Source organism: Allosphingosinicella sp. (genome assembly GCF_036570505.1).
Lineage (GTDB): Bacteria > Pseudomonadota > Alphaproteobacteria > Sphingomonadales > Sphingomonadaceae > Allosphingosinicella.
Map to the genome: position 1 here is coordinate 1 of NZ_DATCYB010000065.1, position 15,928 is coordinate 15,928.

The 15,928-nt window shown below is 65.6% G+C and carries 17 protein-coding genes; 10 read left to right on the top strand and 7 right to left on the bottom strand.

The features are described from left to right. The 4 genes from VIR62_RS08370 to VIR62_RS08385 all read left to right on the top strand — a co-directional run. The coding region (locus VIR62_RS08370) for a GcrA family cell cycle regulator (protein WP_431870343.1) at window positions 1-365 on the top strand (365 nt) is incomplete at its 5' end. Window positions 366-452: 87 nt separating this feature from the next. Beyond that, window positions 453-1,715, top strand: coding sequence for an HD-GYP domain-containing protein (locus VIR62_RS08375; protein ID WP_431870345.1), 1,263 nt, complete (start codon window positions 453-455; stop codon window positions 1,713-1,715). A gap of 116 nt (window positions 1,716-1,831) precedes the next feature. Then, window positions 1,832-3,025 carry a low temperature requirement protein A gene (locus VIR62_RS08380; protein ID WP_431870347.1) on the top strand — a complete coding sequence of 398 codons (1,194 nt, stop codon included), beginning with the start codon at window positions 1,832-1,834 and terminating at the stop codon, window positions 3,023-3,025. A gap of 412 nt (window positions 3,026-3,437) precedes the next feature. Next, the gene (locus tag VIR62_RS08385; protein WP_431870349.1) at window positions 3,438-3,986 is read left to right on the top strand and encodes a DUF7010 family protein; all 549 of its coding nucleotides are present in this window, start codon (window positions 3,438-3,440) and stop codon (window positions 3,984-3,986) included. A gap of 21 nt (window positions 3,987-4,007) precedes the next feature. Here the strand turns inward: VIR62_RS08385 and VIR62_RS08390 are convergent, their stop codons facing one another. Further along, window positions 4,008-4,952 (bottom strand): IS30 family transposase, encoded by a 945-nt coding sequence (locus tag VIR62_RS08390; RefSeq protein WP_431870350.1) that lies wholly within the window; start codon window positions 4,950-4,952, stop codon window positions 4,008-4,010. Between the two features lie 283 nt (window positions 4,953-5,235). On the opposite strand from VIR62_RS08390, the gene VIR62_RS08395 reads away from it, so the two are divergent. The 3 genes from VIR62_RS08395 (at window position 5,236) to VIR62_RS08405 (ending at window position 6,987) form a co-directional block, all read left to right on the top strand. Next, complete coding sequence (locus VIR62_RS08395) at window positions 5,236-5,727, top strand: hypothetical protein (RefSeq protein WP_431870352.1); 492 nt, start codon at window positions 5,236-5,238, stop codon at window positions 5,725-5,727. A 98-nt stretch (window positions 5,728-5,825) separates the two neighbouring features. Continuing rightward, on the top strand, window positions 5,826-6,353 hold the full coding sequence (locus tag VIR62_RS08400; protein WP_431870353.1) for a sigma-70 family RNA polymerase sigma factor: 528 nt from the start codon (window positions 5,826-5,828) through the stop codon (window positions 6,351-6,353). After that, on the top strand, window positions 6,340-6,987 hold the full coding sequence (locus VIR62_RS08405) for a DUF1109 domain-containing protein (RefSeq protein WP_431870354.1): 648 nt from the start codon (window positions 6,340-6,342) through the stop codon (window positions 6,985-6,987). Before VIR62_RS08400 ends, VIR62_RS08405 begins: the two co-directional genes overlap by 14 nt. Window positions 6,988-7,208: 221 nt before the next feature. Here VIR62_RS08405 and VIR62_RS08410 read toward each other — a convergent pair whose 3' ends face one another. Then, window positions 7,209-7,925 carry a PilZ domain-containing protein gene (locus tag VIR62_RS08410; protein ID WP_431870355.1) on the bottom strand — a complete coding sequence of 239 codons (717 nt, stop codon included), beginning with the start codon at window positions 7,923-7,925 and terminating at the stop codon, window positions 7,209-7,211. A gap of 128 nt (window positions 7,926-8,053) precedes the next feature. Here VIR62_RS08410 and parE point away from each other — a divergent pair, with 128 nt between their 5' ends. From parE to VIR62_RS08425, 3 genes are all read left to right on the top strand, one after another. Further along, on the top strand, window positions 8,054-10,030 hold the full coding sequence (gene parE, locus VIR62_RS08415; RefSeq protein WP_431870357.1) for a DNA topoisomerase IV subunit B: 1,977 nt from the start codon (window positions 8,054-8,056) through the stop codon (window positions 10,028-10,030). 30 nt (window positions 10,031-10,060) lie between these two features. Further along, window positions 10,061-10,357 (top strand): hypothetical protein, encoded by a 297-nt coding sequence (locus VIR62_RS08420; RefSeq protein ID WP_431870358.1) that lies wholly within the window; start codon window positions 10,061-10,063, stop codon window positions 10,355-10,357. 106 nt (window positions 10,358-10,463) lie between these two features. Then, a complete protein-coding gene (locus tag VIR62_RS08425; RefSeq protein ID WP_431870360.1) occupies window positions 10,464-10,748 on the top strand; it encodes a PilZ domain-containing protein in 285 nt (94 codons plus the stop codon). Window positions 10,749-10,752: 4 nt separating this feature from the next. On the opposite strand, the gene apaG is transcribed toward VIR62_RS08425, so the two are convergent. From apaG to uvrC, 5 genes are read right to left on the bottom strand one after another with little or no spacing between them, the layout of a single operon-like run. After that, window positions 10,753-11,151, bottom strand: a complete 399-nt coding sequence (apaG, locus tag VIR62_RS08430; RefSeq protein WP_431870361.1) for a Co2+/Mg2+ efflux protein ApaG — start codon at window positions 11,149-11,151, stop codon at window positions 10,753-10,755. Window positions 11,152-11,183: 32 nt separating this feature from the next. After that, window positions 11,184-11,915, bottom strand: a complete 732-nt coding sequence (recO, locus tag VIR62_RS08435) for a DNA repair protein RecO (protein WP_431870363.1) — start codon at window positions 11,913-11,915, stop codon at window positions 11,184-11,186. A gap of 12 nt (window positions 11,916-11,927) precedes the next feature. After that, window positions 11,928-12,836 (bottom strand): GNAT family N-acetyltransferase, encoded by a 909-nt coding sequence (locus tag VIR62_RS08440; protein ID WP_431870365.1) that lies wholly within the window; start codon window positions 12,834-12,836, stop codon window positions 11,928-11,930. Next, window positions 12,833-13,780, bottom strand: a complete 948-nt coding sequence (locus VIR62_RS08445) for a polysaccharide deacetylase (RefSeq protein WP_431870367.1) — start codon at window positions 13,778-13,780, stop codon at window positions 12,833-12,835. Before VIR62_RS08445 ends, VIR62_RS08440 begins: the two co-directional genes overlap by 4 nt. A gap of 9 nt (window positions 13,781-13,789) precedes the next feature. Further along, entirely contained in the window at window positions 13,790-15,712 is a 1,923-nt protein-coding gene (gene uvrC / locus VIR62_RS08450; protein WP_431870368.1) for an excinuclease ABC subunit UvrC, read from the bottom strand. Window positions 15,713-15,928 lie beyond the last annotated feature (216 nt).

The window sequence follows — 15,928 nt, forward strand, 5'->3', positions numbered from 1 at the left end:
CTCAGCAGGCCGCGCCGTCACAGCCGCAGCCGCGCATCGTGTCGGTGGGGCCGGGCGGCTTCCTCCGCCAGGGTCCCGGAGACCAGCAGGCGCCGATTCCGCCGGCTCCGCCGCGCCGCCTGGTGCCGGCCAAGCCGAGCCCGGAGATCGCCGACAAGACGAGCCTGCTCGATCTCAACGAGAAGATCTGCAAGTGGCCGCTCGGCCATCCCGGCGAGCCCGATTTCCATTTCTGCGGGCGTCCGTCCAATCCGGGCTTTCCCTATTGCGTCGACCATTGTGGCGTCGCCTATCAGGCGCAGCTGCCGCGCCGCGACCGCAGGCCGCCCCCGCCCCTCCCCTTCGGGGGCCCCCGCATCCGCTGAGCGGGACCTCGCACTGTCCGCGCTGCGGCTTTAAGGAATTTCAACTACCTGACAGGCAATCTGGCGGAGCTTTCAGGGGAACTTCGCATGATACGCGTTAAGAAAGAGGATCTCCGGCTGGGAATGTATATCCAGTCGCTGGAGGGCTCCTGGTTCGATCATCCGTTCTGGAAGTCCAAGTTCCTGCTCACCGAGGAGGATGACCTTCGCTCGCTGCAAGGCAGCGACGTCGATGTCTGGGTGGACGAATCGAAGAGCCTCGCGCCCGCCCTCGCCCACCTCATGCCGCAGGAGCCCACGCCGAGATCAAGGCTGCTGGAAGAGCTCGCACCCGAAGCACCGGTCAAGGCCGCGTCGACGCCCAAGCCCCGATCGCAGCGCCCTTCGCACCCCAACGAGTTTCACGCCGCCGAGACGGTGCTGGCGGACTGCAAGGCCGCGGTGGGCCAGCTCTTCGCCCGGGTGCAGAGCGGCAGCGCGGCGGCGATCGAGGACGCGGCCCCCGTGGTCCGCGGCATTGCCGAATCCGTGGAGCGCAATCCGGACGCGCTGATCACGCTCACCCGCGTGCGGACGCTGGATGAATATACATACATGCATTCGGTCGCCGTCAGCGCGCTGATGATCAACCTCGCGCGCCAGCTCCAGCTGCCGCCCGACTATATAAAACAGGCGGGCACGGCTGGCCTGTTCATGGACGTGGGCAAGGCGTTTCTTCCGTCCGAGCTTCTCGGCAAGCGGAACGAATATGGACCGGCGGACTGGGCCGAGATGCGCCGCCACCCGCAGCTCGGCGCGGACGCGGTCAAGGCCTCGGGCGACATGTCGAAGATTGTCGCGGACGTTTGTCTCCACCACCATGAAAGGCATGACGGAACCGGCTATCCGCATAGCCTGAAGGGCGACGAGATAAGCCTGTTCGCCCGCATGGCCGCGATCTGCGACACCTACGACGCGCTTGTCTCGGCGCGTCCGCACCGTCCGGCCCGCGGCCCGGCCGACGCCGTCGCCGAAATGTACAAGCTCAAGGGTCAGTTCGACGAAAGCCTGCTCAACAGCTTCATCAAGAGCATCGGAATCTACCCGGTCGGCAGCCTCGTGCGGCTGGAATCGCGGAGGCTGGGCTGCGTCGCGGCCCAGCGTCGCAACCAGCTCACCAAGCCGGTGGTCCGGGTCTTCTACTCGATCGTGCAGCGCGCCCAGGTGCCGGTCCACGAGCTCGACCTTGCCGAAGTGCCCGAGCCCGACCGGATCGTCGCGCGCGAGGACCCGAGCCGTTGGGGCCTCTCCGACTGGGACAATGTCGCGCTGTCGATCCTCCAGGGCCAGAAGGCCAGCCGCGCCGCCTGATCCTGCTCCGCGAGGGCCACTATACTGGCCGGGCGCGTGGTTGCGCTTTGCCCGGCTAGCCGAGCGCCATAAGGGCCGAGCTTGCGCATCGGAATGCAATCGGACCTGATGCGGCCATGCCTCGACGCTCCTATTTGCGCGACACGAGCGAGCATGCCGACCCTCGGGTCAGTCCGATGGAGCTGTTCTTCGACCTGGTGTTTGTGTTCGCCGTTACCCAGCTGTCGCATTATCTGCTGGAGCACCACGCGGTCCTCGGCGCGCTGCAGACGCTGGTGATGTTCCTCGCGGTCTGGTGGGCCTGGATTTACACCGCGTGGGCAGTCAACTGGATCGACCCCGATCTTCCGCCGGTTCGACTGGTGCTCGCGATAATCATGCTGCTGAGCCTCGTCCTGTCGAGCGCGATTCCCGGAATATTCGGCCGCTACGGCCTCTACTTTGCGCTGGCCTATGTCGCGATACAGGTCGGCCGCACGGCCTATACCGCTTGGGCCAAGGGCGAATGGCAGGCCGGCGCCTCCAGGAACATGACCCGCGCGACGATCTACTTCATCCTGTCCGCGCCGCTCTGGATTGCGGGCGGGCTGGATGATGATCCGATACGCCGTCTGATCTGGTGGGCAGCCGTGCTCGCGGTGGAATATTCCGGGCCTTTGCTCTTCTTCGCGATCCCCGCGCTCGGTCGCTCGACGCCGCAGGAATGGAATATCAGCGGCTCTCATATGGCCGAGCGTTGCGCCTTGTTCATCATCATCTCGCTGGGCGAAGGAATCCTCGTCACCGGGGCGACCTTCGCGGAGCTGGAGCCGAGCGGGTCAGCACGTCTCGCCTTCCTCAGCGCCTTTGTCGCTTCGGTCGCCATGCGGTGGATCTATTTCGATATCGGCGCGCGCCGCGGCAGCGATCATATCGAACATGACGAGCGCCCCGGCCTGATCGGCCGCGACGCCTACACCTACGCCCATATACCGATCGTCGCCGGGATCATCGTCCTGGCGGTCGCGAACGAGCAGGTGCTGGCCCATCCCACCGGGCACAGCGCGACCTCCCTGATCATTTCGCTGCTCGGCGGCGGTCTGCTGTTCATCAGCGGGACCATGACCTTCAAGCGGCTGACCGGCGCCACAGGCCGGTGGCCGCGCTCGCACCTCGCCGGCCTTCTCTTCGCCCTGTTCGGCCTGTGGGCGTTTGCCGCCCATCCGCCGCCACTGCAGCTCCACATGGCCGCAACCGGCCTGTTCCTGGTGATCGCCATATGGGAATGGGGCTGGATCGAGCGTTGGGCCCGTTTTCGCGGGCCGAAGTAAAGGAACCAACGTCGGTCGCCTGATCCTGGACATCGGCCGCGAGCGTCACAACAGCCTGATCTGCGGCTCCGCCCGGACCGGCACCAGCATCAGCTCGGCCATCGCCCACACCATCGCGTCCGCCCGGTCCGGCGATCTGCCCGGGCCCTCATAGCCCCCGCCGAGGGCCAGGGCCCGATTTTAGATGACGAGCATCTGTGTTGTCCATATAATACACCGGATCAGGAGGTAGAAGTGATGTTTGATAATCCCGTTGCCAAGCGGACGGCTATTGCGGCTGCCATCGGTGCCGTCATTGCGATTCCAGTCCCGTTCGTGGGCCCACTATTCGGTGCCGTGGTAGGGGCGGGCATCGGCTATTTCTCGGCCGGACGCCGAAGCTGACGCACAGGTCGCTTACAGGGGGTGCAGAATGAACGTTAGTGACGCGCAACGCGATCTCCGCCGGGCGTTTGTCGGGGGAGGGCCGGGAGTCTTCGTTTCCGCTCTCGTCTGGTTCGCCGCAGCAGCGGTCGAACATAGCGAGGGTATCGGTCGCGCGTTCGCTGTGCTGTTTTTTGGGGGAATGCTGATCTTACCTCTAGCTACCATCGCATCTCGACTCTTGTTCAGAAGGGAGAAGGAAGCGTCGGGCAATCCTCTCGGCGCCACTGCCCTGGAGAGCACCATCGCGATGATCGGCGGCCTTTTCGCGGCTTGGCTCTTCCTTCCCTTCCAGCCCACCTATGTCTTTCCGCTCGCCGCGATCGCGGTCGGTACACATTATGCGGTCTTCAAGACAGTCTACGGGGACGCTCTTTTCTGGGTTCTAGGGGGGCTCATCACGGCCACAGGAATCCTCGGCATCTTCAAGGTCGTTCCCATCCCAGGCGGTCCGATCCTCGCCGTGGGTGCGATCGAGCTGCTTTTCGCCGTCCTCCTGACGATGCGCGCGAGCCGGACTGATCGATCAGCCAGATAATGTCTGGAATGGCTTGTCGATTCAGTCGGTCATCGCAACACACGCTTCAAAACGCTCTGCTGGGGTTTCGTATTCCAGGGTCTTGCGAGGTCGAGCGTTGAGCTCTCTGGCGACCTCGTTGAGCCGCTCCTGATCGTGGACGGACAGGTCGGTGCCCCTGGGGAAGTATTGGCGCAGCAGGCGATTGGTGTTTTCGTTGGAGCCGCGCTGCCAGGGGCTGTGAGGATCGCAGAAGTAGACGGCGACGTCGGTGGCGAGCGTGAACCCCTTGTGCTCGGCCATCTCCTTGCCGCGGTCCCAGGTCAGCGACCGGCAAAGCTCGTCGGGCAGGCTGCGCGCCTGCTCGATCAGCGCGCTGATCACCGAGCGGCTGTCGCGGTTCGGGACCTTGGCGAGCATCACGTAGCGTGAGTGCCGCTCGACCAAGGTCACGATGTGGCTGTTCGAGGAGCCGCAGAGCAGATCGCCTTCCCAATGACCGGGCACCGCCCGGTCCTCAACCGAGGCAGGACGCTCGCGGATCGACACCGCGTCAACGATGCTGCCGCGCTTGTCTCCCTTGCCGGTTGCATGGCGCGAACGACGGATCGCCCGGCGCGAACGCAGATGCGCCATCAACTCCTTCTTCAGGACGCCTCGAGCCTGGACGAAAAGGCTGCGATAGATCGTCTCGTGTGACACTCGATAAGCCTCGTCGTCCGGATAGGTACGCTTCAGCCAACCGGCAATCTGCTCGGGCGACCAGTTCTGCTCCAGCTTGCCTGCGACGATCTCAGCAAGTCCGAGCACCCTGCGCGAGCGTCGTCGCGGCGCCGGCCTGATGCCACCGTGAGGCCGCAGATGGGCGAAGATCGAAGACGAGTTCTTGCCGAACATACGCCCAATCAGCTTGAGCCCCTCGCCGCGCTGCCAGCGATCCCAGATCTCCGCACTCTCCGCTGCGGAAAAGCTTCGCTCCTGTCCCATCGACCACCTCACCCTCTCCAAGGTAAAGTGTGCGTCGATCAACTGAATCTACGGTCGAATGCGGACATGAACGGCGTCCGCTAGCCGACGGTCCTGAACGCGGCGTAACTGCCTAGCTCGCCACAACAAAGGGCACGACGTAGGTCAGCGGCAGCTTCCAGACAACAGGCCACTGACCGGACACTTTTCTGCGCAAGCAGGTGTAACCCACCCGATAGTACGTCCGAATAGACTGGCAGCGCGCGCCGTTTGCGCGACGCTGTCGATCTGACGGAGAGTGAAAATGGGCAGGAAGCTTGATCTCAAGGGCGCCATATGGGCGGGAGTCGCCGCCGGTGTGGTTTTCATGGTGCTGGAAATGGCTCTTGTCGCGCTGGTGATGGGCGACAGTCCCTGGGCACCGCCGAGGATGATCGCCGCAATCGGCATGGGAGAGGGCGTGCTACCGCCTCCCGCGACGTTCGACGCGGGCGTCTTTGCCGTGGCGATGGCGATTCACTTCGCGCTTGCTGTTGTGCTGGCGATTATACTTGGCTGGGGCATCTCGCGCTTCGGCTTGGGCCTGGTCGTGTCGATCGTCGCCGGAGCGGTCTTCGGACTCACGGTCTATTACATCAATTTCTACGGTTTTACGGCGTTGTTCCCGTGGTTCGCCATGGGGCGCGGGACGATCGGGATTGTCGCGCATGCCGCCTTCGGCGCGGTGGCGGGCGGCGTCTATCAGACCATCGAGGCGAGGACCCGATTGCCTGGCGCGAGCGAACAGCCGGCATGAGGCGGCGAGTTCTAACTCGGGCAAAAACCGAGCGGTGAGTTACGCGCGAGCGCCGGAGCCGGCTATAAGCTCCGGCCGTGGATTCGGTAGAAGCCCGCTTGAAGAGCCTGATGGTCGCCGGCCTGGCGGGCAATGCAGAAGCTTACCATCAGTTGCTCGAGGCCGTTGCACAGCGTCTGAGGGTCTACTTCACGCGCCGTGCGGGCGCTGATTGCGCGGACCTGGAGGATCTGGTGCAGGAGACGCTGATCGCGATTCACCGGAAGCGCGCGAGCTACGACCGGACGTTGCCGTTCACGGCCTGGCTGCACGCTATCGCACGGTACAAACTGATCGATCATCTGCGACAACACGGCGTCCGCAAGCATGTTCCTCTGGAGACGGCGGGGGAGATCGCCGCTGCGGACGATTTCGAAGCCTGCCTTGCTGCCGCAGACGTCGAAAAGCTGCTCCAGGCGCTTCCCGAGCAGCGTCGACTGTCAATCAGGCTGACCCGCATCGAAGGCTACTCGTCGGCCGAGGTGGCGGCGATGACGGGCCGCTCACCATCTGCGGTGAAGATCAGCGTCCATCGGGGCATCAAGCGCCTGATGGCGCGCGTGAAGGGTAGTCATGACGACGACTAACGAGCTCATCGGGCAGCTCGCCGCCGATGCAAAGGCGATTCCGCGCCCCGGCGCGGTCTTGCGCCGCCTTTCGATCGGACTTGCCATTGGCGTCGTCGCCGCGTCGGTTGCGACGGTCACCTCGTTTGGAATGCCCTTACAGGCGGTGCACCACACCGGCGCGGCGGCATTCGCCATGAAGCTGCTGTTTTCGACGGCGCTCTTCGGGATAGCGCTCGTCCTCTTGTTCGTTGCGGGCCGGCCCGGCCACGAGCTGGGCAAGCGGTGGCTCTGGCTGCTCATGCCGCCGGCGGTCGTCGCCATCAGCGCGGTAACGGAGCTGTCGATGGCGACGCCCCCCCAGCGCGAGGCAATGTGGCTTGGCTCTACCTGGCAGACCTGTGTCGCCGCGATCGCGCTGCTGTCGCTGCCGGTGTTTGCCGGGGTCCTGTGGGCGTTTCAATGCCTCGCGCCCACGCGCCTGCGCCTCGCGGGTCTCCTTGCCGGACTGGTGGCCGGATCGGCGGGCGCTGTCCTCTACGCGCTCTTTTGCCCGGAAACGACCGCGACATTCCTGTTGAGCTGGTACTCGCTAGGAATGCTCGTTCCCGGGGTGATCGGCCTCGCGGCAGGCCCGAGGCTGCTCAGATGGTGACCGGCTCGCGTACTTCCGTCGGTAGCTTGCCTTTTGCGGCAGGCACGAGACGACGACGAGGCAGACCGGGAGGATAGCGATGGACGCATTTCCATCGATCGAAGGCGAGCCGATGGGACGGACCAACTCAGATGTGAGCGACGCTAAGGGAACGACCACGCACAGAAGCTAACCCCCACCGTCATCCCGGCGAACGCCGGGACGACGGAGCGGAAAACCTCCTACCCCTTCTTGTCCCAGGCCCCCGTCTTGAGGCTGGCGACCTCGACGCGTTTGCCGAGCCATTCCGCCAGCTCCTGGAAGGAGAGCGGCTTGTCGAAGATGATGCCGGCATGGCCTTCGCGGTACCAGCGGATGATGCCCTTGACCGGCCGGAGGTTCTCGACCGTCACCACGGCGGGCTTGCCGACGCATGTCCAGTCGTTGATCCGTACCTTGACGCCGCCTTGGGAAATGTCGCGCACCTCGACCTTATGGTAGAGCTTGCCGAGGCGCACGCTGGCGCCGCAGCGCATTTCGAGGCGCGGCGGGCGCTGGATATGGCCGCCCCGCGGCGTCGGCCTGGCGAGCAGCTCGCGGAGATCCACCGTTTCGTCGAACTTGATCCCCATCATCGGCGGCCGGGTCCAGACGACGCGGCCGCGCATGCGGTGGTGCGAGTTGAATTCGATATGGAGCGGCGTATCGACCGACGGCACATAGCCGGTCGTCTCGACCATCACCCCGCCCGCCGAGATGTTGCGCACGCGGCAGAAATCCTCGCGATCGTCGAGGACGAGCTTGGCGACCGGAAGGTCGGGCGCGATCCGATCCTCCGTCCGCCGGTCGGTCGGACGCGGCACCTGGGTGGAGAGCGAGAAGGTCGCGGATTCGAAGGCGAGCTCGCTCCCATAAGACCGGCGGCCGCCAATCCCCCGTCGAATGAGCCCAACAAGCATGAAGGCCTCCCACAAAGCCCCTGAGTCGAAGGCGGAAGGCTATGCCCAAAGCGTTAACGCTTTGCGCACCGCGCGCCGGTTCGATACCGCGCTTGGCAGGGCGAGGCGCGCCGCCCTATAGCGGTGACATGTCCGATTTGTTCTCGTCCGCCGCCTCCGCCAGCAACGATTATGACGCCTCCTCGATCGAGGTGCTGGAGGGGCTGGAGCCGGTCCGGCGGCGCCCTGGCATGTATATCGGCGGCACCGACGAGCGGGCGCTGCACCATCTCGCCGCCGAAGTTCTCGACAATTCGATGGACGAGGCCGTGGCGGGCCATGCCAGCCGCATCGAGATGACGCTGGAGGCCGGCAACCGGCTCACCATCACCGACAATGGCCGCGGCATGCCTGTCGACCCGCATCCCAAATATCCGGGGAAATCGGCGCTCGAGGTGATCCTCACCATGCTCCATTCGGGCGGCAAATTCTCGCACAAGGCCTATGCGACCTCGGGCGGTCTCCACGGCGTCGGCGTCAGCGTGGTCAACGCCCTGTCAAATGACACCGTCGTCGAAGTGGCGCGCAACAAGGAGATCTACCGCCAGAGCTTCTCCAGGGGCCATCCGACCACGGCGCTGGAAAAAATCGGCGTCACCCAGAACCGGCGCGGCACCACCGTCGCCTTCACACCGGACCCCGAGATTTTCGGAGATCATGCGAAGTTCCGTCCGGCCCGCCTTTACCGGCTGGCGCGGTCGAAAGCCTATCTGTTCGCCGGCGTGGAAATCCGCTGGAAATGCGACCCGGAGCTGATCGACGACGATACGCCGGCCGAGGCGGTGTTCCAGTTTCCGGGCGGGCTTGCCGACCATCTGAAGGAACAGATCGGGACACGCGAATGCGCCACATCCGAATTCTTCAAGGGCAAGCAGGATTTTGCGGACGAGCAGGGCTCGGTCGAATGGGCGGTCGCCTGGCCGCTTTGGAGCGAGGGCGGTTCCTCTTATTATTGCAACACCATTCCGACGCCTGACGGCGGCACCCATGAACAGGGCATCCGCGCGGCGCTGACGCGGGGCATCCGCGCCTTCGGCGAGCTGGCGGGGCAGAAGAAGGCCAAGGATATCCAGGCGGACGACGTCGTCTCGGGCTCGGAAATCATGCTGTCGGTCTTCGTCCGCGACCCGCAATTCCAGAGCCAGACCAAGGACCGCCTCACCAGCCCCGACGCGGCGCGCCTCGTCGAAACGGCGATCCGCGATCATTTCGACCATTTCCTGGCCGACAATATGGACCGCGGCCGCGCCCTTCTGGGCTTCGTCCTCGACCGGATGGACGAGCGGCTGAAGCGCCGCGCCGAACGCGAGGTGAAGCGCAAGACCGCGACCTCGTCGCGCAAGCTCCGCCTCCCCGGCAAGCTCACCGACTGCGCCAATGACGATCCGGCGGGGACGGAGCTGTTCATCGTCGAGGGCGACAGCGCCGGCGGCTCGGCCAAGCAGGCCCGCGACCGCAAGACGCAGGCCATTCTCCCCATCCGCGGCAAGATCCTAAACGTCGCCTCGGCCAACAACGCCAAGATCGGCGCAAACCAGGAAATCGCCGACCTCATCCTCGCTTTGGGTTGCGGCACGCGCGAGCGCTGCACGATCGACACGCTGCGCTACGAGCGGATCGTGATCATGACCGACGCCGACGTCGACGGCGCCCATATCGCGACGTTATTGATGACGTTTTTCTTCCAGGAGATGCCGGACGTGGTGAGGAAGGGCGCGCTCTACCTCGCCCAGCCGCCGCTCTACCGGCTAGTGTCGGGCGGCACCGTCGCTTATGCCAGGGACGACGCGCAACGGGCGGAGCTGGAGCACACCGCCTTCAAGGGCAAGAAGGTCGAAGTCAGCCGCTTCAAGGGCCTCGGCGAGATGAACCCGAAGCAGCTCCGCGAAACCACCATGGACCCGAAGACGCGCAGCCTCATCCGCATCACCCTGCCCCAGGAATATGAGGAACGCTCCGCCGTCCGCGACCTGGTCGAACGGCTGATGGGCAAGAACCCCGAGCACCGCTTCGCCTTCATCCAGAGCCACGCCGCCGAGCTGGACGAGGAAGAGATCGACGCGTGAACCGCTTCGGCGGCCACTGAGGAAGTGACGATGTTCCAATGGTGGACGATCGGCCGCGCCACCGGCGTCGGCACGGTGGCCGGGCTCGCTGCCCTGATCCTGTGGCCGGCCTATGCGACCCTGCAGGAGCCGCTGCTGCTTCCCTACGTGGCGGCTCTGGCGATCGCCGCCTTTTGCGGTGCGTCGATCCTCTGGATCACCACGGCCGATCTCCTGTTCCATCGCCGGAGGGGAGAGCGGCTGATTCCGCTTCGCATCTTCGATGTCGCCCTGGCGCTCCTGCTCGTTATCCCCACGACGCAGACGCTGGGCGCGCTCCTCGCGTGATCAGCCCGCCTGCGCGGGAAATTGCCTATTCACCGTTCCTTAGAAAAAGCGCGCTAGGGTTTCCGGGAGCTTCGCGCGGGCGAAGATCGGCAAGGAGCCAGGGACCATGGCTACGGTATCATCCAGTGCGGAAAAGCGCTCCGGGAAGAGGCTCGACGTTTCCATCCCGTCGCGCCTCCGGCATGGCGGCTTCGATCAGGCCGATGTGCGCATCTGCAATCTCTCCTTCCGCGGCTTCCGCGCCGAATGCGAGAAGCCGCTGACTCGCGGCGATTTCGTGTCGATAGATCTGCCCCAGATTGGTCTGGTGCGCGCCCGGATCGCCTGGTGCCAGTCGGGCTATGTGGGCGGCATGTTCCTCAAGGCCACCGACATCAGGCGCTGCGTCTGAGCCGTCAGCTGGTCACCGCGGGAGCGACCAGGGGAAATCGGGGGATCGCGACCGCGAAGTTGCCACCGCCCTCTCTGATCATGTGATATTGCCCCTCCATCGAGCCTGTCGGCGTATGGAGCGGACAGCCCGAGACATAGTCGAATGAGCCGCCGGGCTCGATCACCGGCTGCTCGCCCACCACGCCCTCGCCTTGCACCTCATGATGACCGCCGCGGCCGTCGACAATCGTCCATTCCCGACTGACCAGCTGGACGGCTTGCTCGCCCCCGTTCTCGATGCGGACATGATAGGCCCAGAACCATCGGCCCTTGCCGGGTTCAGACTGCTCGGGAAGGAAGCTGACCGATACGCGGATCGTGACGTCGCGCGTCGTCGCGCTGTGGGGGAAAAGGCTCTTCACGCATCGACCCTTCCATCTTCCGGGCACGGCCGTCAACGCGTGACGCGGCGCAGCCGCTCCAGCAGGCGATCGCGCGCGGCGAGAATATCCGCCTGACGCTCGATCAGCAGGTCGCGGGCGAGGAAATGGCCGGTGAGGCGGAAGCCGGCGAAGATATCATCCCATTCGGCGGAGCCGCCAGCGAGGAGGAAGGGTGGGAGAGGCAGGAGGCGGTCGCGATATTCGCCCGCGCCCACCTCGCTGACCGCCCGGCCGCTCTTCGGGCTGACATAGAGGAGGTTCTCCCTGGCCCCGGAGGCAGCGCACTGGCTGAGATCGAGGCCGAACCCCAGCTCGGCGAGGATCAGAAGCTCATAACGGACGAGAGCGGCGGCCCATCCCTTGCCGTTGGGCGAGGCTTCGACCGCGGAGAGCACGCCGTCCAGCGCTTCATAAAGCCGTGGATAGGCCTGACCTTCAGGCAGGGTCGTGGCGGTGAGGGCGCAGGCCCAGTCGATGGCGACGGCGGGAAGCGCTTCGGCGAGGAGCGGCGCGCGGCTGTGGACCAACTCGACGCTGAGCTGGGCCAGCTGATCCTCGGTACGGGCGCGATATTCGGCCTGGATGACGTTGCCGGGGACCAGGATCGGGCGCAGGCGGCGGGAATGGCCGCCCCGTACATAGCCGGGCTGGACGCCATCGTCGGGCGTCAGCGCGCGAACGATGGCGCCATGTTCGCCATGAGCGCGGACGGCGATGACGGTGGCCTGGGTCTGGAGCCGCATGAACCCCGGATATCAGCGCAGCAGGGAGCGGGCGAGCCTTTCGAGCCCCCTGCGGGCGGCTACTGCCTTGGCGAGCGCCACGGCGCCATCGAACGCGCGGAGGGCATGGCCGATCAGAAGATTGGCGAGCGTCGGCTGCAGGAGCAGCAGATCGACGCATTCGAGGGTCCCGGTGCCGAACTGGCGCTTATGCTGCCCGTCCCCCTCGGTGAAATCGAACAGGCGGAAGCGGCCTTCCCCCATCAGATCGCGCATCGCTTCGAGCTGGAGGACCGTGCCGGGCGAGAATTCCGAAAAAGCGGGGTCGTAGCCGAGATGGGCGTAGATCAACGTGTCACCCTCGGCGGGTGCGTAGAGATAGCTGATCGGAACGTCGTCCACGAACAGCAGCCAGCCCCGCATCGCATCCCGGCCGGCGCGGTCCCGCATCTCGGCCGTGGCCTCTTCCCCATCGGGGAGGCCGTCGGCGAGGAGCCGCTCCTGATAGCTTTTCGCCGACACCCCACGGGCATCGCGGTGGAAGGCATCGACATCCTCCGGCGCGCGAAAGGACCGAATGTCGAGTATGCCACCCGAGCGCTCGGCCAGCTTCCGCAGCTTGCGTTTGAGCGTCGATCGGCTCTTGCCCGAGAAGCTCGCCAGATAGGCGTCGAAGCCGTCCTCCAGCGAGGCATAACTGCGCTGGTATCGCTGGCGGACGAACGGCCGAAGATCGGGTCTCGACGCCGTCACGAGAGCAAGCAGGGCGGCCGGAAGGGCGCGGATCAGATAGCCGTCAGCCTCGCGCGGCAGCGGTGGGAGTACCGGCGGAGCGCCGCGCAAACCATCACCCAGCGAGATCGAGACCGGCACGAGCCGTCGGTCTATCCGCCAGACGGTACGGGCGCCGATCCGCAGGGGAAGGGAGATCGCGGCCGTCACAGGGCGCGCTCGTAGACGGCATTGGACCAGATTTGCTGCGCCATCCGCCGCGCCCGGCGCAACTTGCTGGCCGGCATCGGAACGGCGGACGCACCCAGAGGCAAGTCGTCCAGGTCGGCGAAATGCACGGTGGACAGGCGATCCCTCTCCCCGGCGAGGAACGCGCAGAGGCGTTCGAAGCGACGGCAGAGGGTGCGATTGGGCCGCAGACCGTCCCGCGTCGCAAGCTCGAAGCTGTGGCTGACGAGGGTCGTCAGCGGGTGCCCATGGCGCGCGGCGTGAAGCAAGGCCTGGCGAAGTTCTTCCGCCGAAATGGCGCAAAGCTGGAGATGGCGGAGCTTTCCGGCTCTGTCCTCCATCTGCGCGACGGGAATTTCGACGACGACGCCCTGCCGCAACGGGGCGATCTGCGCCGGATCGAGCGGCAGGGCACTCGGCCAGGGATGATGGCTGCCATTGTGGCTGCTGTCGTAGCGGATGCCGAGCTCGGCGAGCGCGCCGAGCGTTGACTCGTCGGCCGCATAGCTGCCCGAGCGGAAGGCGATGGGATCGGGCGCTCCCGCCTCGATCAGCAGGTCGCGCGCCGTGCGGATGAGATCGTGCTGTCCGGCCGCATCGAAATCGGTCAGCTCGAAACGTGGCTTGTCCCGCCCCTCGGCGAGATCGTGCCAGAAGCTGTGGAGATGGAGCTGAACCTCCTGGCCCGCGTCCAGGATCGGCCGGACCATGCGGCGGATCGGTTCGATGCCATGGACCAGTGCCGGCATCGGATCGACGAAGAAGCAGGCCTTGAGCCGATGCTCGGCCAGCGTGCGGAGTTGCCAGGGAATGCCGACCCCCGCCGCCTCATAGCTGCGGGCAAAATTTTCCCGCCACGAACAGCCCCGGACATGGTGGCCCCAGGTCAGCTCGGTGTCGACGGTGAGGAGGACGCGGCAATCCATCCTCCCCCTTTAGCTGCGGGGGTGAAAATAATCGTAAATCTGGCGCGCCATCATGCGCGAGATGCCGGGCGCCTTTTCGAGATCCTCGAGCGCCGCGCCTTTGACCGCGCGGGCCGTGCCGAAATGCATCAGCAGCGCGCGCTTGCGACTGGGGCCGATGCCAGGGACGTCGTCGAGGGTGCTGACCGCCATGCTCTTGGCGCGTTTGGTGCGGTGGGCGCCTATGGCGAAGCGGTGGGCCTCGTCACGAAGGCGCTGCAGGTAGAACAGGACAGGATCGTTGGGCGGCAGCGTGATCTCGCGACCGCCGGGAAGATGGAAGACCTCGCGGCCGGCGTTGCGATCGGGGCCCTTGGAGATCGCGACCACTGGCACGTCATGGACGCCCGCATCCTCCATTACCTCGCACACGGCGGAGAGTTGGCCCTTGCCGCCGTCGATCAGCATCAGGTCCGGCCATTCGCCCCGACTCTTGTCGGGATCTTCCTTCTCCAGCCTCGCGAAGCGGCGGCCGAGCACCTCGCGCATCATCGCGAAGTCGTCGCCGGGGACGGTCTCGGGGCGCTTGATGTTGAACTTGCGATAGGCGTTCTTGCGGAACCCTTCGGGCCCGGCGACGATCATCGCACCCACGGCGTTGGTGCCCATGACATGGCTGTTGTCATAGACCTCGATCCGCTCGGGCGGGCCCTCCATCTCGAACATCTCCGATAGGGCGCGGAGATTGCGCGCCTGAGTGCTGGTCTCGGCCAGGCGCCGGTCCAGTTCCTCTTCGGCGTTGCGCTTGGCCTGCCGGATCATCTTGGTGTGGGCGCCCCGCCGCGGCACCCTGAGAGTCACCTTACGTCCGGCGCGCTCCGACAGGGCCTCGGAAAGCAGTTGCGACTCCCCCAACGGGCGATCCAGCAGGATAAGCTTGGGCGGCGGCACTTCCTCGTAGAATTGGGTGAGGAAGCTGGTCAGCACCTCCTCCTCCGGCACGTCGTTGGTGTGCGCCGGAAAGAAGCTGCGATGGCCCCAATTGTTGCCGCCGCGGATGAAGAAGGCCTGGATGCACATCACGCCGCCCTTGCCGGCGAGCGCGAAGATATCGGCGTCGCCCAGACCCTCGGCATGGATGGTCTGCGTGCCCTGAATGAAGGTCAGCGCGCGGAGGCGGTCGCGATAGACGGCGGCGAGTTCGTAATCCATCGCCTCGGCCGCCGCGTTCATCAGGCCGCCGAGCTTCGCCTGCACCTTGATCGACTTGCCGCCGAGGAAATCCTTGGCGTCCTGGACCAGCTCGGCATAGCCGGCCTCGTCGATACGACCGACGCAGGGCGCCGAGCAGCGTTTGATCTGGTAGAGCAGACAGGGTCGCGAGCGATTGGCGAAAAAGCTGTCCGAGCAACTCCTTAGCAGGAACAGTTTCTGGAGCGCGTTAAGCGTGCGGGTTACGGAGCCGGCGCTGGCGAAGGGACCGTAATATTGGCCCTTCGCCCGCCGCGCGCCGCGATGCTTCTGGACGCGCGGAAAGGCATGGTCCTCGCGCAGCAGGATGAAGGGGAAGCTTTTGTCGTCGCGCAGCAGGACGTTGTAGGGTGGCCGGAACCGCTTGATCAGCTGCGCCTCCAGCAGCAGCGCCTCGGCCTCCGTGTTGGTGGTGACGATGGTCATCGCGCGGGTCTGGGCGACCATCCGCTGCAGCCGCTTGGTGAGGCGCGCGACCTGGGTGTAGTTGGTGACGCGGTTCTTCAGCGCCCGCGCCTTGCCCACATACAGCACGTCCCCGCGCGCATCGAGCATTCGGTAGACGCCGGGGCGGACCGGCAGTGTCTTCACCACCCCGCGAATGGCCGCGACTCCCGCCTCGATATCGGGCTTGTCGCTGCCGCGCACGGTGTAGGTTGCGCGCTCCTCGTGGAAGCGGTCGGAGGAAGTGGGGTCGTTCACATTATGGATTTAGGCGGCGAGGTGGGGCTGCGCCACCCTGTCCTCCCTGCGAGCGGAGCTCGTGGGGAGGAAAATCAGTGGGGACGCGAAAGCCCCGCGATGGTCTTGTCGACCATCGACTTGTCGGCCGCAGCGTCGTGCTGCTCGGCAATGAGCTTCGCCGCGGCGGCGGCGGCGGCGCTCGCGGCCTTGGCGCGGACCTCGGCGATGGCGGCA

Bases quoted from the DNA above. Each gene is read 5' to 3' on its own strand.
- VIR62_RS08390 (WP_431870350.1), bottom strand. From the start codon at position 4,952: ATGGGACAGGAGCGAAGCTTTTCCGCAGCGGAGAGTGCGGAGATCTGG.
- VIR62_RS08385 (WP_431870349.1), top strand. From the start codon at position 3,438: ATGAACGTTAGTGACGCGCAACGCGATCTCCGCCGGGCGTTTGTCGGG.
- VIR62_RS08445 (WP_431870367.1), bottom strand. From the start codon at position 13,780: ATGGATTGCCGCGTCCTCCTCACCGTCGACACCGAGCTGACCTGGGGC.
- recO (WP_431870363.1), bottom strand. From the start codon at position 11,915: ATGCGGCTCCAGACCCAGGCCACCGTCATCGCCGTCCGCGCTCATGGC.
- VIR62_RS08425 (WP_431870360.1), top strand. From the start codon at position 10,464: ATGGCTACGGTATCATCCAGTGCGGAAAAGCGCTCCGGGAAGAGGCTC.
- VIR62_RS08395 (WP_431870352.1), top strand. From the start codon at position 5,236: ATGGGCAGGAAGCTTGATCTCAAGGGCGCCATATGGGCGGGAGTCGCC.
- VIR62_RS08380 (WP_431870347.1), top strand. From the start codon at position 1,832: ATGCCTCGACGCTCCTATTTGCGCGACACGAGCGAGCATGCCGACCCT.
- VIR62_RS08410 (WP_431870355.1), bottom strand. From the start codon at position 7,925: ATGCTTGTTGGGCTCATTCGACGGGGGATTGGCGGCCGCCGGTCTTAT.
- parE (WP_431870357.1), top strand. From the start codon at position 8,054: ATGTCCGATTTGTTCTCGTCCGCCGCCTCCGCCAGCAACGATTATGAC.
- VIR62_RS08375 (WP_431870345.1), top strand. From the start codon at position 453: ATGATACGCGTTAAGAAAGAGGATCTCCGGCTGGGAATGTATATCCAG.
- VIR62_RS08420 (WP_431870358.1), top strand. From the start codon at position 10,061: ATGTTCCAATGGTGGACGATCGGCCGCGCCACCGGCGTCGGCACGGTG.
- VIR62_RS08405 (WP_431870354.1), top strand. From the start codon at position 6,340: ATGACGACGACTAACGAGCTCATCGGGCAGCTCGCCGCCGATGCAAAG.